Below are 21,386 nucleotides of genomic sequence, written 5' to 3' on the forward strand. Positions count from 1 at the left end.
GCGGGGCCGTCGTTTTTACGACTCAAACCCAGGTTAGGATTGCACTTGGCGATGTGCGTTACGCGACAGCAGGTCTGTCTATTCGTGCATTCGCCCAAAAATCGCTATTCAAAATTCGGGAGAACGTCCATGACCCGAGCAGACATCGGCGACATCCCCAAGCAGAACCCCTGTGCGCAATGTGGGGCACCGATCCCGTCTCCGGACTGGATCGAGCCGGGCGAAGGCCGCGTTTCCTATCTCTGGAAATGCCACGCCTGCGGCTACCGCTTTGAGGCGGTGGCGATCTTCGATGAGCACCCGATCGAGCATCCGCCGCTCGCCGCCTGAGGCGTGCCTTACGCCGCCCGCCGCGGCTGCTGCCATACCGGCAACTGCATCCGCACGATCAGCCCGTGCGGCGCGCGGTCGTGCAACGACAATTCGCCGCCATGAGCGATCGCGATGGCGCGCGCGATCGACAGGCCGAGCCCGAAGCCGGTGTGCTCGTCCATGGTGCGCGCGTCGTCGCCGCGCGCGAACGGCTCCAGCATCTCCTGCTTGCGCGCATCCGAGATGCCGGGGCCGTCGTCCTCGACGTCGATGACGAGCCTGGTGCCTGATACGTCGAGGCGGATCGTCACTTCGGCGCCGAAGCGAACCGCGTTCTCGACGAGGTTGGTGACGCCCCGATGCAGCTCGTCGGGCCGCGCGGCGGCCGTAGCCGAAGCGGGGCCGTCATAGTGCACGACATGGCCCATGTCGCCGAACTGGTCGGCGATGACCTGGAGCGTGCTCGCGATGTCGACCAGCGTCACCGCCTCGATCTTGCGGTCGTTGCGCAGCAGCGACAACACGGATTCCAGCATCGAGCGCATCTGGTCGAGATCGATCAGCATGCGCCTTCGGTTGCCCTCGTCCTCGATGAACTCGGCGCGCAGGCGCAGCCGGGTGATCGGCGTTCGCAGGTCGTGGCTGATCGCCGCCAGCATCCGGGTGCGATCCGACATCAGCCGCGCGATCCGCTCATGCATGCGGTTGAGCGCGCGCGCGACCGAGCGGATCTCCTCCGGGCCGCGCTCGGGCAGCGGATCGGCCGCCCCGTCCAGGCTGAAATTCTCGGCGGCCCTGGCAAACGAGGACAGCGGCGCGGCCAGCGCGTAGGCCGCCCACAGGCCGAGCATCGTGACGCTGATCAGCGCGAACAGCAGCGTTATCATCCAGGGGCCGCCCCAGAACCGCGGCGGATGCGGGCCCTGCTCGACGCGGCCTGCGATCACGCTGCCGTCGGGAAGCTCGACCGCGACGCGGTGCACGCCGAAATTCGGGGGCAGCGCGACCACCTTGTACTGATGGCCGAGATGCCGGCGCACGTTGCGCAGATGCGGGCCCTCCCTGTCGTCGGCGACGGAGAAGGTCCCCGGCGCGAGGAGCTCGATGCCGGCCTTCGGAAACGCACGCACGATATTGGCGAGGATGCGCGGCCGCTCGCTCGCATCCGTGCCGTTGAGCAGCAGCGCCGCGTCCGCGAGCTGATGGGCGGCGTCGGGCGGCGGCTCGGCCCGGTCCGGCCGGCTGATCAGAAAGCTGGCGGTGAGGATCAGATGCAGCGCGACGATCGACGCCACCACCAGCGCGGCGATCTGTCCACCGATGCTTTTGAGGTGGAAGAAGCGGAACGGCGTCATGACGACCGCTCCACTAACTGCCCAGGGTCGCCGCGACCGCTTCATTGCCAGCTGCTTCAGTCCCGGCCGCTTCGGTTCTGGGCGTGAACAGATAGCCGCCGGAGCGCACCGTCTTGATGATGGTGGGATCGGCCGGATTGGGCTCGATCTTGCGGCGGATGCGGCTGACCAGCACGTCGATCGAGCGCTCGAACGAGCCGGTGTTGCGCCCTTGCGTGAGGTCGAGCAGGCTGTCGCGCGACAGCACGCGGCCGGGCCGTTCGCAGAACGTCCGCAAAAGATCGAACTCGGCGCTGGTCACCGCGACGCGCGCGCCTTCCGGATTGCGCAATTCGCGCAGGCGCAGATCGATGCGCCAGCCCTCGAAGACGAGCGTGGAGGCGCCCTCGATCGAGCTTGCCGCCTGGGCTGCGGCCTGGCGGCGCAGCACCGCGTTGATGCGTGCGAGCAGCTCGCGCGGGTTGAACGGCTTCGGCAGATAGTCGTCCGCGCCCATCTCGAGGCCGACGATGCGATCGACGTCCTCGCCGCGCGCGGTCAGCATGATGATCGGCGTCTGCGCCTCCGAGCGTACCTTGCGGCACAGGCTCAAGCCGTCCTCGCCGGGCAGCATGACGTCGAGGATGATGAGGTCGACCCTGTGATCGGCCAAGGCACGCGACATCTCCCGACCATCGCTCACGGTGGTGACGTTGCAGGCGTTGTTGCGCAGGTACTTTGCAATCAACGTCCGGGTTTCGCGGTCGTCCTCGACGACCAGGATGTTGGGATTGGCCATGCGCTTTGTTTGTCCAAGATTCGGGCCAAAAGGCGAAGATTTTTGTTTCGGATTGTTTCTGCCTGTCCGGGCGCAACAGCAGGCAATACCCGGGCAGGGAAGCGGCAAGGTCTCGTTAAGGCCGCTAACCATACCGTGGCGGTGTCGCTTACGAAACCCCGCAAAAGCCACGGAGCCATTATGACCTCGATTTCGGCGGCCTCCGCCGGTAACTACCAGTCGCCCCTGCAGCGGCTTCAGCAGCAATTGCAATCGGACGTTTCCGACGGCACGATCTCGTCGTCGGACCAGTCGGCGCTCTCGACGGCGCTGACCGATATCGACACCGCCTTGCAGTCGAGCCGATCCAGCGATCAGTCGAGCGGCACGCGTCCTTCCAAGGACGAGATGAAGTCGAAGATCGACGATCTCATCGCCAACGAAGTGTCGAACGGGACGCTGACCTCGGACCAGGCGGACGAACTGAAGAACGTGTTTCAGTCCGCTTTCGCCAAGGGGCCCGGCGGCGCCGGTGGCCCCGGTGGTCCGGGTGGTGCGGGCGGACCGCCGCCCGGTCCGCCGCCGGATGACAGCTCGTCGGATTCGTCCTCGACGGACTCGACCAGCAGCACGTCGACCAACACGACCACGGCGGACATTCTCCAGCAATTCCTCCAGGCGCTCCAGCAGTCGCAATCGTCGAGCGCGTCCTACGGCGCCAACGGCAGCTCATTCGGCGGTTCGGATTTCTCCGCACTTCTAATCGACTTCAAGAGCTGACCTGAGCGACGCAGGTCGGCGCGTTCCTCGCCGCGATCGTGCTTCACCCAGGGCGCATGATCGTCGGCGGGGAACTGTGCATCAGGAACGTTCCTCATCGAACGTTCCTGAGTGACGCAGGAACTTTCATCGCAGCGCAGCGCCATCATCGCGTGACGAAATTGCCGCAGAAAAGGAACTGCGGATGATCGCCGCTGTTCTCTCCGCATAAGCTTTCTGCTGAAGGAGAGGACAACAATGTTGATGAAATCGATCGCCGCCGGCCTTGCCGGCACCGCACTGCTTGCGACCGTTGCGTTCGCGCAAAACCCGACCGCCACCACCGACAAGGCAGCGCCCGCGGCCACCACCACCACCACCACAACGACGACGACTGCGTCGGGCGAGTGGCGTGCCTCGAAGATGTCGGGCCTGAAGATCTACAACGACGCCAACGAGAACATTGGCTCGATCAACGACCTGCTGATGGACAAGAGCGGCAACATCAAGATTGCCGTGATCGGCGTCGGCGGCTTCCTCGGCATGGGCGAGCATCTGGTCGCCGTCCCCTACGAGAAGCTGAAGTTCGTCAACGAGGCCGTCGCCTACACCGGCACGGGCGCGAAGCCTGCGGCGACCACGACCACCGGCGCTGCGACCGGCACCGAGAAGACCACGACGACGACGGCTACGACCGCCTCGTCCACGTCGAAATGGTATCCGGACCACGCCGTGTTCAATGCCAGCAAGGACGAGCTGAAGAACATGCCCGAGTTCAAGTACTCGGAGTAATGCTGCTCACGTGACGGCCGAAACGAAGCGCGCCCGGTTTTCACCGGGCGCGCTGTCGTGTCTTTCGTCTTTCACCTCTCCCCGCAAGCGGGGAGAGGGAGAAGACGTTCAGTGCGTCACCAGCGGGCAGCCACCCTTGTCGAGCGGACGGAAGGCTTCGTCGCCGGGGACGGTGGCGATCAGCTTGTAGAGGTCCCACTCGCCCTTGGACTCCTCCGGCTTCTTCACCTCGAACAGATACATGTCGTGCACCATGCGGCCGTCGATGCGGATCTTGCCGTTCCTGGCGAAGAAGTCGTTGACCGGCGTTTTGCGCATCTGCTCCATCACCTTCGGCGCCTCGTCGGTCTTGATGGCCTCGATCGCCTTCAGATAGTGCATGGTCGCCGAGTAGAGACCGGCCTGGATCATGGTCGGCATATGACCGACCTTCTCGTTGAACCGCTTCGAGAAGGCGCGCGTCTCCTCGTTCATGTCCCAGTAGAACGCGTCGGTGACGATCAGGCCTTGCGTCGCCTTGATGCCGAGCGAATGGGTGTCGGTGATCTCCTGGAGCAGCGCGATCATCTTCTGGCCACCCTGAACGAGACCGAATTCGGCCGCCTGCTTCAGCGCGTTGGTGGTATCGCCGCCGGCATTCGCCAGCGCGACCACCTTGGCCTTGGAGGCCTGGGCCTGCAGCAGGAAGGACGAGAAGTCCGAGGAATTGAGCGGATGGCGGACCTCGCCGAGCACCTTGCCGCCGCTCTCCTTGACCACGTTGGCGGCGTCGCGCTGCAGCGCCATGCCGAAGGCGTAGTCGGCGGTGACGAAGAACCAGGTGTCCTCGCCGCGCTTCACCATCGCCTTGCCGGCGACGTTCGACAGGGCATAGGTGTCGTAGGTCCAGTGCACGGTGTTGGGCGAGCAGGCGACGCCGGTGATGTCCGATGACCCGCCGCCGGAGTTGATGTTGATCTTGTTCTTCTCGCGCGTCAGCGCCGAGATCGGCAGTGCCACCGAGGATGTCGGCACGTCGAAGATCGCGTCGACCTTGTCGTTGTCGTACCAGTTGCGGGCGATGTTGACGCCGACGTCGGGCTTGTTCTGGTGATCGGCGGCGACCACCTGCACCGGCTTGCCCGCGACCTTGGCGCCGTAATCGGCAACCGCCATCTCGACGGCGGCGAGCGAGCCCTTGCCGGTCGCGTCCGCATAGAGGCTCGACATGTCCGTGAGCACGCCGATCTTGACGACATCGTCGGAAATCTGCGCCTGCGCCGCGCCTGACGAGGCGGCGAGAGCGAGGCCGGCCGCAACCGCGGCGATGAGTTTTTGCATATGTCTCTCCCTGTGTGTTGTTGTTGGGGCGTTGTTGCAGGGACAGTTCTAGCGACAATCGGTCGCGGCAGCTAAGCCAAAGATGCGTGAGGGGGTGGAGAAATAAGCAGGGCGCGGCGGTGTTTCCTTCGCCTCTCCCCGCATGCGGGGAGAGGCTGCAGCGCATCGAAGATGCGATGCGGGTGAGGGGGACTCCCTCAAGAAAGGCGAGACGATCGAGCGGCGCCGCGAAGCCGGCGTGTAGCACTACGCGATCGCGCCGGACAAGCAGATGGAGGTGCCGAACGTTGACAAGCATGCGGCGTAGACCAGCCCCCATTTGAACGGCACGTCATCACATCATGCCCCGCTTCGGAAACGAGCGGGTTTCGTTTCGCCCGATCATCGCAGCTCAAGTCTCTCGCCGGAGTTGTGGTCCCTCGGAGAAATGATCATAGTGACGATCCGCAACCCGAACAGCGGGCGGGCCAAAGTTTACCTTTAAACATTTCAGGTGAGGGGCAACATGTTTGATTTCAACGGCAATTCCGTCAACATTGGCAGCATCCCCGTCAATGTTGAAGTCGATGGCGTCCACGTCAGTGTTGAGAGCCTTCTAAAGATCTCGGGAAACTTCAATCCTGTCTCGTTCGCTGCGAGCACAGCTTTCAGTGTCTTTGCGTCGTTGTTCAATGCAGCAAAAGAACGCGCTCTACTCAGACAACAGATTGATCTGCTCAACGATATTCGTGACCGGCTCGACGCTCTAAATCAAACAGCTGCAGCAATCCTGCATGCTTTGAACGCCCTACCTGTGACCATTCAACACATCGTCCGCGACGAACGCCTGAACGATCATTATGCGCTGATCGAGTCAAACATGCAGAAGTTCGTCAGTAATTCTGCCCATCGCGTTTTCCCGCAGGATCTCGAGAAGATCCGGGACGAGTTCTTCGCACTCGCAGAGGCCGAAACGAGGATCAGCAACATTGCCAAGTTTGTTCACTACGTCGAGTTCATGAACTTTATCGATAAAGGCGAATACCAGGATTTCCTGCGCAGCTGCCTCCGCAAACGCATTGTGTTTCTTAATTTGCTCATGGATGATCTGGTCAAGAAATTCGCGACACGCTACTTCACTTTGACCAGCGAGCTCGCAAACAGCTACACCAATTTCACAACCCGTCCGATGGAAGTCGATAACCTCACAAATGAAGGCACCTACTTCAATGGTCTAATGCCCGCTCGCGCCAAGCTGCGCATCGGACAAGGAACAGGCCAATTTGACGATGTGCTGCTTGAGTATACCCCGTTCTCGAACGAAGAGGTGATGCAGCACCTGTCGAGCACGCACCTGACCTATGCGAGCAAACAGAACTTCAGCTTCGACATGCATGCCGCAATGCTTCGCTGCCGCGGTAGCGATAGCGACGATACAGAGTGCCGCACCTACCAAACCAGTTTGGGCGGAGGGTTCCAGGAATATCAGCGGCGCGAGCAACTGATGCGCGCTGCCTACGATGCTTTCAAGCACGCCGTGCCAGAAATAAACGAAGACATCGCCCGCTTCGCCGAGCTTGAACAGTTGAGGAATTCTCTGGGGAAGTGCGCCGCGTTTGACTACGCGGCCAAGCTCCGCGGCGCGAAAGATCATATCCGACGCAACTAGGGCGTGTACTCATAAATCGGGGACGCAGTGAAGTCCGCTATGCCTCTAATCGCGGCGCGAACGCGGACGTCGCAGGACTTCCGCGTTGGGCCGATGAACAGACTTCATTCGCTGCTGTTGGTCCGAAGTCGTTGGCAGGGAACGTCACCAAGGTCTCGCTTGCTCATGGCGTAAATGTTGCGAACAAATCGGTAATGTCGCGATACTCGACATGATAATTCCCATCCTGCCCGTCAACGGCAGGTTGCCCGGGTCCCAAGTCTGAAGGACTGGCACGCCTGTCACGCGCCGCTGCCCTTGAGCCGTTCGTTGCGACGGCGCAGGCCTTCCAGGGTGGCGAGGAGGATGACCGACACTGTGGTCAAAACCACCGCCGCTGCCGTGATGGTCGGACTGATGTTCTCGCGGATGCCGCTGAACATCTCGCGCGGCAGGGTGCGCTGCTCCGGACCTGCCATGAACAGCACGATCACCACCTCGTCGAAGCTGGTCGCGAAGGCGAACAGCGCACCTGACGCCAGGCCGGGCAGGATCAGCGGCAGGATCACGCGGCGGAACGCATAAAGCGGCGAGGCGCCGAGCGAGGCGGCGGCGCGTGCCAGATTGGTGTCGAAGCTTTGCAGCGTCGCGCCGACCGTGATCACCACAAAGGGCGTCGCCAGCGCGGTGTGGGCCAGGATCAGGCCGAGATAACTGCCGGTCAGTCCGATCGGCGCGAAGAAGAAATACAGGCCGACCGCGGTGATGACGCCGGGCACGACGACCGGCGACAGCACGAAAGCCAGCACGAGCGGTTTGAACCGGCTCTTCCACTGCGCCAGCCCCAGCGCGGCCAGCGTGCCAAGCACCATCGACAGCAGGGTTGAGGCGACGCCGATGATCATGCTGTTCTTCAGCGAATTCATCCAGCGCGGCGAATTGATGAAGTCGTCGTACCAGCGCAAGGAGAGGCCCGGCAGCGGATAGGTGAGGTACGAGCCCGAGCTGAAGGACAGCGGCATGATCGCAAGGATCGGCGCGATCAGGAAGATGAACACCAGCGTGGAGATGATGATGGTCGCGGTCCACGCGATGCGCTGGCTGGGCGTGCGGAGGGAAGAATGATCGCTCAATTCTTCATCCCTCCCGTGACTTGCTGTCCCTGCACCAGCTTGCCGTAGACGAGAGCGAGCAGAAGAGTGGCCAGCAGCAGCACCGCACCCAACGCCGAAGCAAGGCCCCAATTGGCCGTCTCGGTCGTGTAGAGCGCGATGAAGTAGCTGATCATCTGATCGGCGGCGCCGCCGACGAGGGCCGGCGTGATGTAGTAGCCGAGCGCCAGGATGAAGACGAGCAGGCTTCCCGCGCCGATGCCGGGCAGGGTCTGAGGCAGGTAGATCCGCAGGAAGGCAGTGGTCGGTGGCGCGCCGAGCGAGGCGGCGGCACGCATGTACGCAGGCGAGATCGCTTTCATGCTGCTGTACAGCGGCAGGATCATGAACGGCAGGAGAACGTGGGTCATGGCCACGCAGACACCGAAGCGGTTGTAGATCAGCCGCAACGGCTCGTCGATGATGCCAAGCCAGTGCAGGCTGTCGTTCACGACGCCCTTGCTCTGCAACAAGACGATCCAGGCGCAGGTGCGGACCAGAAGCGACGTCCAGAACGGCAGCAGGACGAAGATCATCAGCAGGTTCGACCGGCCCGGCGGCAGCGTTGCCAGTAGGTAAGCGACCGGGAAGCCGAGGATCAGGCAGAGTACCGTGACGCTGAAGCTGATGAGGAAGGTGCGGGCGAAGACGTTGCGGTAGATCGCCTGGTCTGATGCGGCCGCGACGATCGCACCATCGACGTTCCGCGTCAGGTCGAGCGCCGCCAGCAGATAGAATCCGGTCACCGGGCCACCGGCATCCTTGATCGTCGTCCAGGTGGCCCGTTCGCGCCAGGCCGGGTTGATCTTGCCCAGTGTCTCCCTGGCGGTGCCGGGCTCCGGCTGCGCCTTCAGATTACGTGCCGTGCTGGTCAGGATCGTACGAAAACCGTTCAGGGCGTAATTGAGCCGCTTGGCCGCGATGGCGATGATGCCGGAAGCGCGCGCCGCCAGGATGTCGCTTGCCAGCGCTGCAAAGGCCTTTTCATCCGGCAGGTCCTTGCCGTCCCAGTCGGCGAGAGCAGCGATGGTTTGCGGCAGAACCTGACGCACCTCGCGGTCATCGACCGCGCGCCACAGCATGCCGGCGATCGGGCCTGCGAAGGTGAAGAGCAGGAAGACGAGAAGCGGCAGCACCAGCGCCAATGCCTTGACCTGACGTGTCCGCTCCGCACGCCTCAATCGGCGCTTGAGCGGCACCTCGGTCAACGCATTGGCGCCGGTCAAGCGCGCATCCGTCATTGGTCGAGCCTTGGATCGAGCCTTGGATCGAATCTTGCGGGGCGCGTTATTTCGCGGCCCATTTGTTGAAGCGCTCGGTCAGGCGGTCGATGTTCTCGAGCCAGAAGCCAACGTTGATCTCGACCGCGTTCTTGATGTTGTCAGGCGCTGTCGGCAGGTCCTTGAGAACGGCGGGCGCGAGCAGGGCGGCTGCGTCCTTGTTCGAGGTGCCATAGGCGATGTTCTGCGACAGTTTTGACTGGTTCTCCGCCTTGCCTGCGAAGTCCAGGAACTTGTAGGCCGCGTCCTTGTTCGGGCTACCCTTCAGGATGACCCAGCTGTCGAGGGTGAAGAGCGCTCCGTCCCATACGATGCCAAAATTCTTCTTGTCGTTCTTGTTCGCGGTGTCGATGCGGCCATTGTAGACCGAGGTCATCGCCACCTCGCCGGAGGCGAGCAATTGCGGCGGCTGGGCGCCGGCCTTCCACCAGACGATGTCGCCCTTGATGGTGTCCAGCTTCTTGAACGCGCGCTCGACGCCCTCGTCGGTCGCCAGCACCTTGTAGACGTCCTTCGGTGCGACGCCGTCGGCCATGAGGGCGATCTCCAGCGTGGTCTTCGGGCCCTGACGCAAGGCGCGCTTGCCCGGAATCTTTTTGGTGTCGAAGAAGTCGGCCCAGCCGTTGGGGGCGTCCTTCAGCTTGTCCTTGTCGTAGCCGAGAACGAAATCGTAGAGGATGGCGCCGACGCCGCAGGGATTGACCGACGGCGGGATATAGGCGGCCTCGCCGCCGATTTTGGAATAATCCATCTTCTCGAACAGGCCTTCCTCGCAGCCGACCGCGAGTTCGTCGCTCTCGACCTGGACGAGGTCCCAGGTGGCGGCACCACCCTGCACCTTGGCGCGCAACACGCCGACGCCGCCGTCCCAGGACTCGTCGTTCATCGCGACGCCGGCTGCTTTCTTGAACGGCTCGAAATAGACCTTCTTCTGGGCATCCTGATAGGCGCCGCCCCACGACACGACGGTGAGGTCACGCGCCTGCGCGACCGTGGCCAGCGCGGCGCTGGCGCTGAACGCCACGGCGAACCCCAGAGCAATCTTGCCAGTCTTGCGCTTCAGCATGGTCCTTGTTCCTTCTTCATCTGCGTTGCGTTGAGCTTGATCGATGCCGGTCCGGATCAGACGGGATCGAGGGCCAGGCAGTCCTCGGGACGGAAGGTGATGAATACGCTTTCACCAGATCTTAGATTGCCATGTCTCAATCCGTCATGCGTCCCCGGCTGAAGCTTGACCATGAACTCCCCGTTGCCGGCGACATCGAGCACGGCAAGCGCGTGGTCGCCGAGATAGATGGTGTTCTGCACCTTGGCCGGCAGTCGGTTCGGTCCCTCGCTGGAGGTGCCGTCCGGGATGATGGCGATCCGCTCCGGCCGCACTGACAGGGAGGTCGACGCGCCCGCGCCCGATACATTGACCGCCCGTGCGGTCACGGCGCCGCCACCAGCCAGCGTGACGCGGCAATATTCCTTCTCGACCGTCTCGACGGTGCCGGACAGCACGTTGTTCTCACCGATGAAGTGAGCGACGAAGCTGTTCACCGGATGCTCATACAGCGCGTCGGGCCGGTCGATCTGCTGCACGATGCCGTCGTTGAACACGGCGATGCGATCCGACATGGTGAGCGCTTCGCTCTGATCGTGGGTGACGTAGACGACGGTGATGCCCATCGTCTCGTGCAGCTGCTTGATTTCCAGTTGCATCTGCTCCCGCAGGCGCTTGTCGAGGGCGCCAAGGGGTTCATCCATCAGTACGAGCTGCGGATTGAAAACCAGCGCGCGGGCCAGCGCCACGCGCTGCTGCTGACCGCCGGACAGCTGCCCGGGCCGCCGGTGCGCCAGGGTTTCCATCTTGATCATGCGCAACGCCGCGTTGACGCGCTCCTGCGCCTCGGCCTTGGCCGTGTTGCGAACGGATAGCGGGAAGGCAATATTCTCCGCGATCGTCAGGTGCGGGAACAAGGCATAGTTCTGGAACACCATGCCGATGTCGCGCTTATGCGGCGGCACGTTCTTGATCGGCCGTTCCGCGAGGTAGATTTCGCCATGGGTTGGAACCTCGAAGCCGGCCAGCATCATCAGCGTTGTCGTCTTGCCCGAGCCCGACGGGCCGAGCAGGGTGACGAACTCACCCTTCCTGATTTCGAGATCGAGGTTCTTCACCACGAGGTGCTCGCCATCGTAGGTCTTCTGAATGCCGGAAAAGCGCACCAGCGCCGGCGCAGGCGTGACCATGCCGGCTTCCATGTTGTCCTCGCGTTGTCCCCTGCAGTGCTGTCAGCACCTCGTTCGAGGTTGCGGGAAACAGCTTAGCATCCTCCGACGAGAATGCCAGCGGCGCAAGCGACGCGCGCGGGTCCGGCGCGTGAAGACGCACTACATCCCCGACAGCTTCGTCACGTAGACGTTCAGCGAGCCGCCGGCTTCCGCGACGATGCGCAGCGTCTTGGAATCGAAGGCGATGTCGGCGAGGGTCAGGCTGTCGATCTTGGCGTCGACCTTGAGGCCATCCTCGCTCTTCTGGTAGTCGGCGATCGCGGCCGCGATCTTCTCGCGCGCATTGGCGGCGATCGGCTTCAGATCGAGCGTCGCTTTCTGCACCAAGGCCTGCTGCATCTGCGGCACCACCGCGCGCGCGGCCGCGCCGAGCAGGCCGAAGGCGGCCTCGGACTCCACCGCGAGCTGGATGTCGGCGAGCCGCAGCGTCTGCTGCGCCTGGTCGAGCATCGGCCGGCCCCAGATGTGTACGGTCGCTTCGGCGCCGAGACCGAGCCAGCTCTTCTTCTCCTTAGCACGCACCAGCAGCGAGATCAGGAGACGATCGCCCGACGGGACCACGTTGACGCCTTTCACGGTGACGTCGACCGGGCCGGAGCCGTCCTCGGGATAGGTGTGGCCGACCATCTGCGCCGCGATCAGCTTGTTGATCTCGGTGAAGGGCACGTCGATCGGCACGCCGATGTTCACGCCGGTGCCGGTCGGCGGCACGATCGAGATCTTGTCGGGGAAGGGACAGTCCGGTTTGGTCGACGTCGAGGTCACGCGCGTCTCGAGCTCGAGACCGAGCAGCAGCGTCACGTTCTGCGCGTCGACGCGCGGCTGCGCCGCGATGGCACGGGTCGGTTTCATCTCGAGCCAGAGCGGCGGCAGCGCGGCCGAGGAGCCCGAGCCCTGCAGCGGGATCGAGCGGCAGGCCTTGGCCCATTGCAGCTTCGCATTGTCGCGCAGCGAGGGATCGTTGCGGATGCGCTCGGAGACGATGTTGATCTGCTCGCCGACATTCTTGTCGATCAGCGGCTTCACCTGCGCCGGCACGTTGACCTTGGCGCCGGAGACGTTGAGGTTGGTGTCGCCGAGATTGACCTGGGCGCCGAGATTTGGCTCGAGATGCCAGTTGGCCGCGAGCTTCGGGCGCGAGGTGACGACCACGTTGCCCTTGATCTCGGCGCTGGCGTTCAAATTCTTGATGTTGACCGCGCCGATCCGTTTCGCTGCGTCGCCGCCGAGCACGCTGCCCAGCGCGTCGCCAAGCGCGCCGGTGGCTTTCGACGACAGCGAGCCCGTCACGTTGAGCTTGCCGTTGAGCGGCGTCGAGATCGTCAGCACGTCCTTGTCGCCGGCAGCCGCCATCGGCCCGCGCACGGCGGACCAGCCGATGTCGGCATTCTCCAGGATCTGCGAGATTGGATTATCGGCCTTGCCGGCGAAATTGCGCGGCGCGGCTTTCTCGGCCTGTTCGCGGATCGCCGATATCGCGATCGCCACCGGCGCCACCACGATCGAGCTCTTCGCGACCGGCGGCAGCGGTGGCAATTGTGCGACCGGCGGCGCAGTCGTCGCCGCGCGCGGCGACAGCCAGTCCATCGCCTTCAGGCTGACGAAAAACGACGCCGCGAGCACCGCCACGGCGATCAGGATAGTCTTCAAGTTCAGCGTCAGTCGCATCAATCCCCCAAGCCGCCCAGGGCCGGAAGTCTACAGGGCAGGCGAGGGGGGCGCTAGAGCGCACCGGTGGGGTGGAATTGGGGCGAACAGATTAACGGTTGCGGCAGCATCGGTGCCGCGCATCCGTCATCGCGCACCTAGCTGCGCCTCGGGCGGCGAACCGCCCTCACATTGCCGCGATCGCCACCGCCGCAAAAGAAGCGGTCGCCGCCGTCGGACTCCAATCCTGACACCATCGTCCCGGCGGGCAGGTCGAGCTGCTCCAGCACCTTGCCGGTCTCGGGATCGATCCGCCGCAAATCGCTTTCCTCGCCCTCCCAGGTGCCATGCCAGAGCTCGCCGTCAACCCAGGTGACGCCGGTCACGAAGCGCTTGCTTTCGATGGTGCGGAGGATCTTTCCCGTCTCCGGATCGACCTGATGGATCTTGCGCTCGCGATACTGACCGACCCACAGCGAGCCCTCCGCCCAGGCCAATCCGGAATCGCCGCCGCCGCCCGGGGCCGGAATCGTGCTGATCACCTTGCCGGTGGCAGCGTCGATCTTCTGGATGCGATCCTCGGCGATCTGGAACAGGTGCCGGCCATCAAACGCCGTCCCCGCATGCGCGGCGACGTCGATGGAGCGTGCGATCCTGCCGTTGGCCGGATCGACCGCATTCAGCTTGTCGCCGGATGCGAACCAGACATGGGTGCCGTCATAGGTGACGCCATGCACGGCCTCGACACCCGCAAAAGGTCCGTACTCCCTGACGATCTCGGCGGCTGAACGCTTCATGTGCTTGATCCCTGTGATGTGATCCAATTTACGCCTTCAGGAGCGGTCCGGGGAGTAACAAGCCTGTCGGGAAACCCGGGACGGGCGGGGTCATCCAGCGCCGTGCCCGGCCGAGTCCGAACGATTGCACCTTGTTCGATCGCGCCAGCTCTTCGAGGGCCCGCTGCACCGTGCGCGCGCTCGTCCCCAGCGCCAGCGCGAGCGCCGAGCTCGACCAGGGCTCGCCGTCGGAGAGGAAGGCGAGCACCGCGGCGTGCTTCTCCTCGACGGGACGTGCCAGCACGAGCACGTCGCGCGTCTTGCGCGGCGCCAGCACGAAGCCTTGCTTCGTCGCGCTGATGTCGGCCAGCGGCTTGAGCTGGGTGCGGAGGCGCCCGATCTCGACGCGCAACCGCGCGCGATGCGATTCATCGGCGTGCTTCGCCCGGAACGCGCCTGATATCAGCGCCTCTCGCGAGACGTCGGCAGGCCATGCCTGCGCCAGGAGGCGGGCGAGCGCGAACAGCACCGGCCGCGTTCCGAGCGATACGACGCGGCCTTGCCTGCGCAGGGCATGATGAAAGGTGTCCACGACGAGCGCCGTCGAGGTCGCCAGTCTCTCGACCTCGCCGAGCAACAACGGGTGTTCGCTGCCGCGCGCGATCAGGCGCGCCGCCGGCGTGTCGAGGATCAGGTTCGCGCTGTCGACCTCGGCCACGAGCGCCGGGATCTTCGCCTGCCGCGCTGCGAGAGCCGCGCGGTTGAGCGCGGCGCGCGCATCTTTCGCTCTCAATCGTCTGATGGCGATGCCGGCGACCACGAGCTCGCGGACGACTTGCGATGCAGGCGGGAGCGGGGAGGGGCTGAGCTCGGCCAGCGTGCGCTCGGCTTCGTCGAGCTGCCCGACGAGGAGGAGGCGGCGCGCCTCGATGTGGCCCGCATGGGCTGCATTGGCGAGATCGCCGTGCTGTTCGAGCGTCGCGCGGGCCGCCGCGAGCGTTTTCACCGGCCAGCTCAGGTCGCGCGAGACGAGCGCGATCTCGGCTTCGGCCACCACGCATCTCGCGCGCGCCACCGCCTCTCTTGGACCGAACGCGCGCGCGGCACTCCGCAGCAGCGTCTTCGCTTTCGCGAGATCGCCGAGCTGCGCCATCGCGATGCCGCGTAGCGCCAGCGACGGTGCATCGTTGCGCAGCGCAACGCGGTTCAGCGCGCCGAGCGGATCGCCGGCCTCTAACGCGCGCGCGGCGGCCGTGATCAGCGAGTCCATTCAAATCCCGCCACACTTGTTACTCCCACCGCGCAACCGCTTGGTGCCAGAAATCGTTGACGACCGACAATGTGCGGCGAGGGTCGAGCGGTTCCGCGTCCGTCATAGCGCGACGCGGAAGGACCGCCCGGACAAGAGGAATGGAGAGCCATGATGACATCAGTAGACAACGCAGGAACTAACGGACAGGCCGCCATGCAAACACCGCCGGTGGTGTCGCCGCAGGACTGGGAGGCCGCCCGTCAGCAACTGCTCGTGAAGGAAAAGACGCATACCCGTGCCCGCGACGCCCTCGCCGCCGAGCGCCGGCGCATGCCGTGGATGGAAATCACCAAAACCTATGCGTTCGAGGGGCCCGGCGGCAAGATCAGTCTGGTGGATCTGTTCCAGGGCCGGCGGCAGCTGATCGTCTACCGGGCCTTCTTCGAGCCGGGCGTGCTCGGCTGGCCCGATCAAGCCTGCCGGGGCTGCTCCATGGTGGCCGACCAGGTCGCCCATGTCTCGCATCTGAACGCCCGCGACACCACGCTCGTGTTCGCCTCGCGCGCGCCCCAGGCCGACATCATCAGGCTGAAGCAGCGGATGGGCTGGACCATGCCCTGGGTCACCGTCACCGACAGTTTCGACGCCGATTTCGGCGTGGACGAATGGCACGGCACCAACGTGTTCTACCGCGACGGCGACCGCATCTTCCGCACCTATTTCGTCAAGAGCCGCGGCGACGAGCAGATGGGCGGCACCTGGAACTATCTCGACATCACGCCGCTCGGCCGGCAGGAGGTCTGGGAGGACTCGCCAAAGGGCTATCCGCAGACGCCAACCTACAAATGGTGGAACTGGCACGACAGCTACGCGGAAGGCGCTGCGCCCGACAAGAAATGGGTGGAGATCTCGACGGCCGGCGAGAAGGCTTTTCGCGAGGAGGCCGCGGAAGGCCGTGACTAGTCCCGCCAACGTGGCCACCGGCGCGAGCCGCGATGGCGTGGTGGCCGCACGCCACCTCGCCAGATGGCTGGCTCTGGCGGCAACGCCGACCTTCGCGATCATGGCCGTGTTGACGGCCGTGCTCGGCGGCCCGGCGGACATGCTGTGTGCCGCCGGGTACGGCTCCGTGCTGAGTGGGATGGTGCCGATGTATCTGCTGATGAGCGCGTTTCATTCGGCGGCCTGGCTGAGGCTGGTTTCGGAGCGGCGGGGCGCCATCCGGCGAGATACGGATGGCGTCAGTCATTGACCGCTGTCGTTGAGGAACAATGCCATCAGGATTTCGTCGTAGTATCGGTCGGCGTGCTTCAGTGCTTTCACCTCACGGCCGTATTCGACAAAGCCGGCAGCGGTGTAGAGGCGGATGGCGGCGGCGTTCTCGCTGACGACGGCCAGCTGAAGCTGTTCAACTTGCCCTGTGGCATGTGCCACGACCGCGTCGACAAGGCGCCGCGCCGCGCCGGATTTTCGCGCATGGGGCCGCACATACATGCCCCAGAGAAGAGCCTTGTGCTCGGTCTTCGCGCCGTCCTGCCGATGGAAGCCGGCAACGCCGACGAGCTCGTGCGCGACGAAGGCGCCGAAAACGTCCGACGCTGCAAGGCGCGCCTCGAACCAGGTGAGGGGCTTTTCCTGCTCGCGTGCGAACGTGCTGCCAAAAGCTTCGGGATGCGTTACGAGCGCTTCCAGCCTGATCGCACGGTAGAGAGCCGCGTCGGCGGGCGTGAGCAGTCTGATCATGGCTATAAGAGATGTGCCAGCGGTAGCGGCGCGCCGGCCTTCAGCGTCTGGATCGCAATGCTGCTGCGAACCTCCCGCACGATGGGCAGGTTGAGCAGCTTGTCGACGAGGAAGCGCTGGTAGTCCTCGAGCTCGGGCACGACGATTTCGAGGAGATAGTCGGCTTCGCCGGAGACGAGGTGGCAGGCAACGACCTCGGGCATCGCCACAACGGTCCGTTCGAAGCCCAGCGCCTGGTCGTTGGCATGGCCGTTGATCTTGACGCCGAGGAAGGCCGAGAAGCCGAGCCCGAGGCGGCCACGCCGCAAGGAGGCCCGGTAGCCGTCGATATAGCCGTCCCGCTCCAGCCGCCGCACTCGTCGCAGGCAGGGTGATGGCGACAATCCGATCTTGTCCGCCAGTTCGATGTTGCTCAGTCGTGCGTTGGCCTGGAGTTCGGTGACGATGCGCCGGTCGATCGCATCTAGTTCGCATTTTGGCATGAACCGCATCCTGTGGGATCGAGAAGGGCGCAATATTGCGCCCGAGCCGCCGAGACTAGCCCAGTTCGCAAGGACATGCCTTGGCTTTCCGTGAGATGGATTGCTCCGACTTTGCTGCTGATGGAGTGAGCCATGACCGAGAGCCCGAACCTTGCGCCTCTGCTGGAGGCCGTCGAACGTTACTTCACGCTGATGTACGACAGCGATGCTTCGCAGTTCGACCGCGTCTTTGCGCCGACTGCGCAACTCCACGGATTTCGCGACGCTGAATTGCGGATCCTGCCCGTTGGCGACTAGAGAGCGATGCTGGCTTCGACCCCGTCGCCCAAATCCAAGAATGCCCCGCGCCTTCAGGAGATATTGCTGATCGATCTGGCGTCGTCAGCGCAGGCACTGGTGAAGGTTCGCGTTCGGATCGATGTGCGCCAGTACGTTGATTATCTGGCGTATCACTGCATCGAGGGCACTTGGCTCATTACCGCGAAATCGTTCCATGTGGAGCGACGGTATGAGCCGACCGGCACGTAGCGCCTCCGCAATCTTATTGCCCGCCCACCGCCTGCAGATACGCGACCACCTTGGCCGCGTCCTCCGCGGAGACGCCGCCATAGGGCTGCATCTTGTTGCCGGACACGACCTCGTCCGGCTTGACCATGAAGCGGGTCAGCTTGTCCGGATCCCAGACGAAGCCGGCGTCCTTCATCGACGGGGAGTAGTTGTAGTTCGGCAGCGAGCCCGCCTTGCGTCCCACGACCTTGTTGAGATTGGGACCGAGGCGATTGTCGCCATCCTTCACCGAGTGGCAGGTGCGACAGGAATTGTTGAAGGCCTGCTGGGCCGCCTCGTCGTTCGCCGGCTGCTGGGCGAGCGACGAGGGCGCAGACAGGAGCAGCGTCAATGCGCCGGCACCTGCGATCGAGCGCAGCCATGGACCTGGCGACATTTGCAGGTGTGATCGCATCCGCGCCTCCGAACAGTGCTTCTCCAGGCGAGGCCGCCCGGAGAGCATGATGCAAACGAAAACGGCCCCGGTGGGTTCCGGGGCCGTTTGCGTCACAATGTCCTGTCGCGTTAGCGCGTCGCGGCGCCGAGGTCCGCGCGGCGTTCGGTCATCGGCAGCACGATCACCTTGGTGCCGACGTTGACGCGGGAGTAGAGGTCGGTGACGTCGTCGTTGGTCAGGCGGATGCAACCGGACGAGACGTGCTTGCCGATCGTGTCGGGGGCGTTAGTGCCGTGGATGCGGTAGATGGTGCCGCCGAGATACATGGCGCGGGCGCCGAGCGGATTGCCGGGGCCGCCGGCCATGTGGCGCGGCAGATAGGGCTGGCGGGCGATCATTTCCGGCGGCGGGGTCCAATCCGGCCACTCGGCCTTCTTGGTCACCGACTGCACGCCGGACCAGGTGAAGCCGTCGCGGCCGACGCCGATGCCGTAGCGAACGGCCTGGCCATTGCCGAGCACGTAATAGAGATAGGTGTTGGGCGTATCGATGATGATGGTGCCCGGCGCCTCGCGCGTCGCGTAGGAAACCGTCTGGCGGCGGAAGCGGGCCGGCATCTCGACCGCGTCCTGATCCTCGGACGGCGCGGCCTGGTAAGGCGTGGCCTGATAGGGCTGGTAAGGCTGCGGCGCGGCCATCGGCGGCAGCGGCTGGAAGAACGGGAAGAGCTGCACGGGCGCAGCCTTGGCCGGACCGGCAAATGCGATTGCGGAGATCGCGATGGCGCTGAGCGCAACGGCGCGCGAATACGTCTTGAACGTGTCCAGATTGATCATTGATCGCCCCTGTTTGATCGGTGTTTCTTGACCACCGCGGCACCGTTTCGGTGCTCCGTTGCCCAAATCACTAACGACAAAACGTTTCGGGAGCTTTGCGCGGAAAACCGAAAACGGTTTCATGGCGGAAAGGATTTGTTTCATGACGGTTTCGTGGCGGCGCGGACCCGTTAACCAACAAAACAGCGGGCCGACACTTCTGTGACGTCACACGCCTGAAATATCCGTGGTTGATGGTCCTAAGCCGAGAATCATCAAACTCTCGGGATTTCCCCATGCGGGTATTAATCGCGACTGACGCCTGGCATCCGCAGGTTAACGGTGTGGTCCGGACGCTGACCTCGCTGGCGAACGCGGCCAAGGCGCTCGACGTCGAGATCGACTTCCTCACCCCGGACGGCTTTCGGTCCTGGCCGCTGCCGACCTATCCGGGCCTGCGCATCGCGCTGCCGAGCGGCAAGGAGATCGCGCGGCGGATCGAGAAGGCGGCGCCGGAAGCCTTGCACATCGCGACCGAGGGGCCGATCGGCTGGGCCGCGCGCGCCTATTGCCGCCGCAACCGCCTTGCCTTCACCACCTCCTACACGACGCGCTTTCCCGAATACGTCTCGGTGCGGACCGGTATCCCTGATGCCGTCGGCTATGCCGTGCTGCGCCACTTCCACGACGCTGCCGCCATGACCATGGTGGCGACGCCTTCGCTGCGGCAGGAGCTCTCCGAACGCGGCTTCAAGCGACTCGGCTTCTGGACACGCGGCGTCAACACCGAGCTGTTCCATCCAGACAGTCCGGCCAAGCTCGACCTGCCGGGTCCGATCTTCATGACCATGGGCCGCGTCGCCGTGGAGAAGAATCTCGAAGCGTTCCTCTCGCTCGACCTGCCCGGCACCAAGGTCGTCGTCGGCGACGGCCCGCAGAAGGCGGCGCTCGAAAAGAAATATCCGGATGCCGTCTTCCTCGGCGAGAAGAAGGGCGCGGATCTGACCGCGCATCTCGCCGCCGCCGATGTCTTCGTCTTCCCGAGCCTGACCGACACGTTCGGTGTGGTGCAACTCGAGGCGCTCGCCTGCGGCACGCCGGTGGCGGCGTTTCCGGTGACGGGCCCCAAGGACGTCATCGCCGATCATCCGATCGGCGCGATCGACCATGATCTGCGTACCGCGTGCCTCCGCGCGCTCACCATGTCGCGCGAGACCTGCCGTAACTTCGCGCTGGAGCGTTCCTGGGAAAACAGCGCGCGGCAGTTCGTCGGAAACCTCACCTCACTTCAGCCCAGCCGCATCCTGCGCGCCTCGCCGGTCATGGCGCGGCGGCCGGTGCGCGGCTGATCTGCAACGTTTGACCCACAGCGAGAACCTCATCGATGGCTAAGATCATGAACCTTGACGGTACCCAGCAGCTCGACCTCACCCGTGGCACGGTTGAGCAGGCCTATGACCGCTGGGCGCCCGTCTACGATCTCGTGTTCGGCGGCGTGTTCGCCAAGGGCCGGCAGGCCGCGATCGCGGCCACCAACAAGATCGGGGGCCGTGTGCTCGAGGTCGGCGTCGGCACCGGCATCTCGCTGCCGCTCTACGCGCCGCATCTGCGCATCTTCGGCACCGACATTTCGGAAGCGATGCTCGACAAGGCGCGCCAGCGCGTCACCGAGGGCAATCTGAAGAATGTCGAGGGCCTCGCGGTGATGGACGCCGAGAAGCTCGAATTCCCCGACAATTCCTTCGACGTCGTGATGGCGCAATATGTCGTCACCGCCGTGCCGAACCCGGAAGTGGCGCTCGACGAATTCGCCCGCGTGCTGCGCCCGGGCGGCGAGCTGATCATCCTCACCCGCGTCAGCGCCGATACCGGCATGCGCCGCTTCATCGAGCAGAAGCTCCAGCCGGTGGTGCGTCCGCTCGGCTTCCGCACCGCCGAGTTCGCCTGGTCGCGTTATGCGAAGTGGCTCTCCGGTGCCAAGGGCATCGAGCTCGCCGAGCGCCGCCTGATTCCGCCGCTCGGCCATTTCTCGCTGGTGCGCTTCCGCAAGGTCGACGTCGCCAAAGCAGCCTAAGTTGGGCTGTGTGAGCGGCGGCTC

22 protein-coding genes and 1 pseudogene are annotated in these 21,386 nt (G+C 64.3%); 9 read left to right on the forward strand and 14 right to left on the reverse strand.

Going from position 1 to position 21,386, the window contains the following annotated elements; all coding sequences use genetic code 11:
• Positions 1–129: 129 nt before the first annotated feature.
• Complete coding sequence (locus AB7G19_RS09350) at positions 130–330, forward strand: hypothetical protein (RefSeq protein WP_028153771.1); 201 nt, start codon at positions 130–132, stop codon at positions 328–330.
• Positions 331–338: 8 nt separating this feature from the next.
• Here the strand turns inward: AB7G19_RS09350 and AB7G19_RS09355 are convergent, their stop codons facing one another.
• Positions 339–1,667: an ATP-binding protein gene (locus tag AB7G19_RS09355; protein ID WP_085405140.1), complete on the reverse strand. Its 1,329-nt coding sequence runs from the start codon at positions 1,665–1,667 to the stop codon at positions 339–341.
• A 13-nt stretch (positions 1,668–1,680) separates the two neighbouring features.
• Complete coding sequence (locus AB7G19_RS09360; protein ID WP_085405139.1) at positions 1,681–2,445, reverse strand: response regulator; 765 nt, start codon at positions 2,443–2,445, stop codon at positions 1,681–1,683.
• Between the two features lie 180 nt (positions 2,446–2,625).
• Between AB7G19_RS09360 and AB7G19_RS09365 the strand changes: the two genes are divergently transcribed.
• Positions 2,626–3,204: a hypothetical protein gene (locus AB7G19_RS09365; RefSeq protein WP_085405138.1), complete on the forward strand. Its 579-nt coding sequence runs from the start codon at positions 2,626–2,628 to the stop codon at positions 3,202–3,204.
• 237 nt (positions 3,205–3,441) lie between these two features.
• The gene (locus AB7G19_RS09370) at positions 3,442–3,975 is read left to right on the forward strand and encodes a PRC-barrel domain-containing protein (RefSeq protein WP_085405137.1); all 534 of its coding nucleotides are present in this window, start codon (positions 3,442–3,444) and stop codon (positions 3,973–3,975) included.
• Between the two features lie 108 nt (positions 3,976–4,083).
• Here the strand turns inward: AB7G19_RS09370 and AB7G19_RS09375 are convergent, their stop codons facing one another.
• Entirely contained in the window at positions 4,084–5,295 is a 1,212-nt protein-coding gene (locus AB7G19_RS09375) for an ABC transporter substrate-binding protein (protein ID WP_085405136.1), read from the reverse strand.
• Positions 5,296–5,800: 505 nt separating this feature from the next.
• Between AB7G19_RS09375 and AB7G19_RS09380 the strand changes: the two genes are divergently transcribed.
• The gene (locus tag AB7G19_RS09380) at positions 5,801–6,943 is read left to right on the forward strand and encodes a hypothetical protein (protein WP_085405135.1); all 1,143 of its coding nucleotides are present in this window, start codon (positions 5,801–5,803) and stop codon (positions 6,941–6,943) included.
• Between the two features lie 281 nt (positions 6,944–7,224).
• Here the strand turns inward: AB7G19_RS09380 and AB7G19_RS09385 are convergent, their stop codons facing one another.
• The 7 genes from AB7G19_RS09385 to AB7G19_RS09415 all read right to left on the reverse strand — a co-directional run bounded on the left by AB7G19_RS09385 (position 7,225) and on the right by AB7G19_RS09415 (position 15,323).
• Positions 7,225–8,055, reverse strand: a complete 831-nt coding sequence (locus AB7G19_RS09385) for an ABC transporter permease (RefSeq protein ID WP_085405134.1) — start codon at positions 8,053–8,055, stop codon at positions 7,225–7,227.
• Positions 8,052–9,314, reverse strand: coding sequence for an ABC transporter permease (locus AB7G19_RS09390; RefSeq protein ID WP_085405133.1), 1,263 nt, complete (start codon positions 9,312–9,314; stop codon positions 8,052–8,054). The genes AB7G19_RS09385 and AB7G19_RS09390 overlap by 4 nt, the downstream gene beginning before the upstream one ends.
• A gap of 46 nt (positions 9,315–9,360) precedes the next feature.
• Positions 9,361–10,419, reverse strand: coding sequence for an ABC transporter substrate-binding protein (locus AB7G19_RS09395; RefSeq protein WP_071910318.1), 1,059 nt, complete (start codon positions 10,417–10,419; stop codon positions 9,361–9,363).
• A gap of 56 nt (positions 10,420–10,475) precedes the next feature.
• The gene (locus tag AB7G19_RS09400) at positions 10,476–11,600 is read right to left on the reverse strand and encodes an ABC transporter ATP-binding protein (RefSeq protein ID WP_085405132.1); all 1,125 of its coding nucleotides are present in this window, start codon (positions 11,598–11,600) and stop codon (positions 10,476–10,478) included.
• A gap of 129 nt (positions 11,601–11,729) precedes the next feature.
• On the reverse strand, positions 11,730–13,298 hold the full coding sequence (locus tag AB7G19_RS09405; RefSeq protein ID WP_085405131.1) for a DUF4403 family protein: 1,569 nt from the start codon (positions 13,296–13,298) through the stop codon (positions 11,730–11,732).
• A 137-nt stretch (positions 13,299–13,435) separates the two neighbouring features.
• Complete coding sequence (locus AB7G19_RS09410) at positions 13,436–14,074, reverse strand: Vgb family protein (RefSeq protein ID WP_085405315.1); 639 nt, start codon at positions 14,072–14,074, stop codon at positions 13,436–13,438.
• A gap of 28 nt (positions 14,075–14,102) precedes the next feature.
• Positions 14,103–15,323, reverse strand: a complete 1,221-nt coding sequence (locus AB7G19_RS09415; RefSeq protein WP_085405130.1) for a helix-turn-helix domain-containing protein — start codon at positions 15,321–15,323, stop codon at positions 14,103–14,105.
• Between the two features lie 150 nt (positions 15,324–15,473).
• Between AB7G19_RS09415 and AB7G19_RS09420 the strand changes: the two genes are divergently transcribed.
• Positions 15,474–16,268 carry a DUF899 domain-containing protein gene (locus tag AB7G19_RS09420; protein ID WP_085405129.1) on the forward strand — a complete coding sequence of 265 codons (795 nt, stop codon included), beginning with the start codon at positions 15,474–15,476 and terminating at the stop codon, positions 16,266–16,268.
• Entirely contained in the window at positions 16,261–16,557 is a 297-nt protein-coding gene (locus tag AB7G19_RS09425) for a hypothetical protein (protein ID WP_085405128.1), read from the forward strand. The genes AB7G19_RS09420 and AB7G19_RS09425 overlap by 8 nt, the downstream gene beginning before the upstream one ends.
• Here the strand turns inward: AB7G19_RS09425 and AB7G19_RS09430 are convergent.
• Both AB7G19_RS09430 and AB7G19_RS09435 read right to left on the reverse strand, forming a co-directional pair.
• Positions 16,551–17,048, reverse strand: a complete 498-nt coding sequence (locus AB7G19_RS09430; protein WP_085405127.1) for a GNAT family N-acetyltransferase — start codon at positions 17,046–17,048, stop codon at positions 16,551–16,553. The genes AB7G19_RS09425 and AB7G19_RS09430 overlap by 7 nt on opposite strands.
• A gap of 2 nt (positions 17,049–17,050) precedes the next feature.
• Positions 17,051–17,530 carry an Lrp/AsnC family transcriptional regulator gene (locus tag AB7G19_RS09435; protein WP_085405314.1) on the reverse strand — a complete coding sequence of 160 codons (480 nt, stop codon included), beginning with the start codon at positions 17,528–17,530 and terminating at the stop codon, positions 17,051–17,053.
• A 132-nt stretch (positions 17,531–17,662) separates the two neighbouring features.
• On the opposite strand from AB7G19_RS09435, the pseudogene AB7G19_RS09440 reads away from it, so the two are divergent.
• Positions 17,663–18,058 (forward strand): annotated as a pseudogene (locus AB7G19_RS09440) (nuclear transport factor 2 family protein).
• A 13-nt stretch (positions 18,059–18,071) separates the two neighbouring features.
• On the opposite strand, the gene AB7G19_RS09445 reads toward AB7G19_RS09440, so the two are convergent.
• Positions 18,072–18,491 (reverse strand): c-type cytochrome, encoded by a 420-nt coding sequence (locus AB7G19_RS09445; RefSeq protein WP_085405126.1) that lies wholly within the window; start codon positions 18,489–18,491, stop codon positions 18,072–18,074.
• Between the two features lie 110 nt (positions 18,492–18,601).
• A complete protein-coding gene (locus AB7G19_RS09450) occupies positions 18,602–19,309 on the reverse strand; it encodes a L,D-transpeptidase (protein WP_085405125.1) in 708 nt (235 codons plus the stop codon).
• A gap of 275 nt (positions 19,310–19,584) precedes the next feature.
• Here AB7G19_RS09450 and AB7G19_RS09455 point away from each other — a divergent pair, with 275 nt between their 5' ends.
• Both AB7G19_RS09455 and AB7G19_RS09460 read left to right on the forward strand, forming a co-directional pair.
• Positions 19,585–20,637, forward strand: a complete 1,053-nt coding sequence (locus AB7G19_RS09455; RefSeq protein WP_085405124.1) for a glycosyltransferase family 4 protein — start codon at positions 19,585–19,587, stop codon at positions 20,635–20,637.
• Between the two features lie 35 nt (positions 20,638–20,672).
• Positions 20,673–21,362 (forward strand): class I SAM-dependent methyltransferase, encoded by a 690-nt coding sequence (locus AB7G19_RS09460; protein WP_063981512.1) that lies wholly within the window; start codon positions 20,673–20,675, stop codon positions 21,360–21,362.
• Positions 21,363–21,386 lie beyond the last annotated feature (24 nt).

The organism is Bradyrhizobium sp. 215_C5_N1_1, assembly GCF_052075935.1.
GTDB classification, from domain to species: Bacteria; Pseudomonadota; Alphaproteobacteria; order Rhizobiales; family Xanthobacteraceae; genus Bradyrhizobium; species Bradyrhizobium barranii.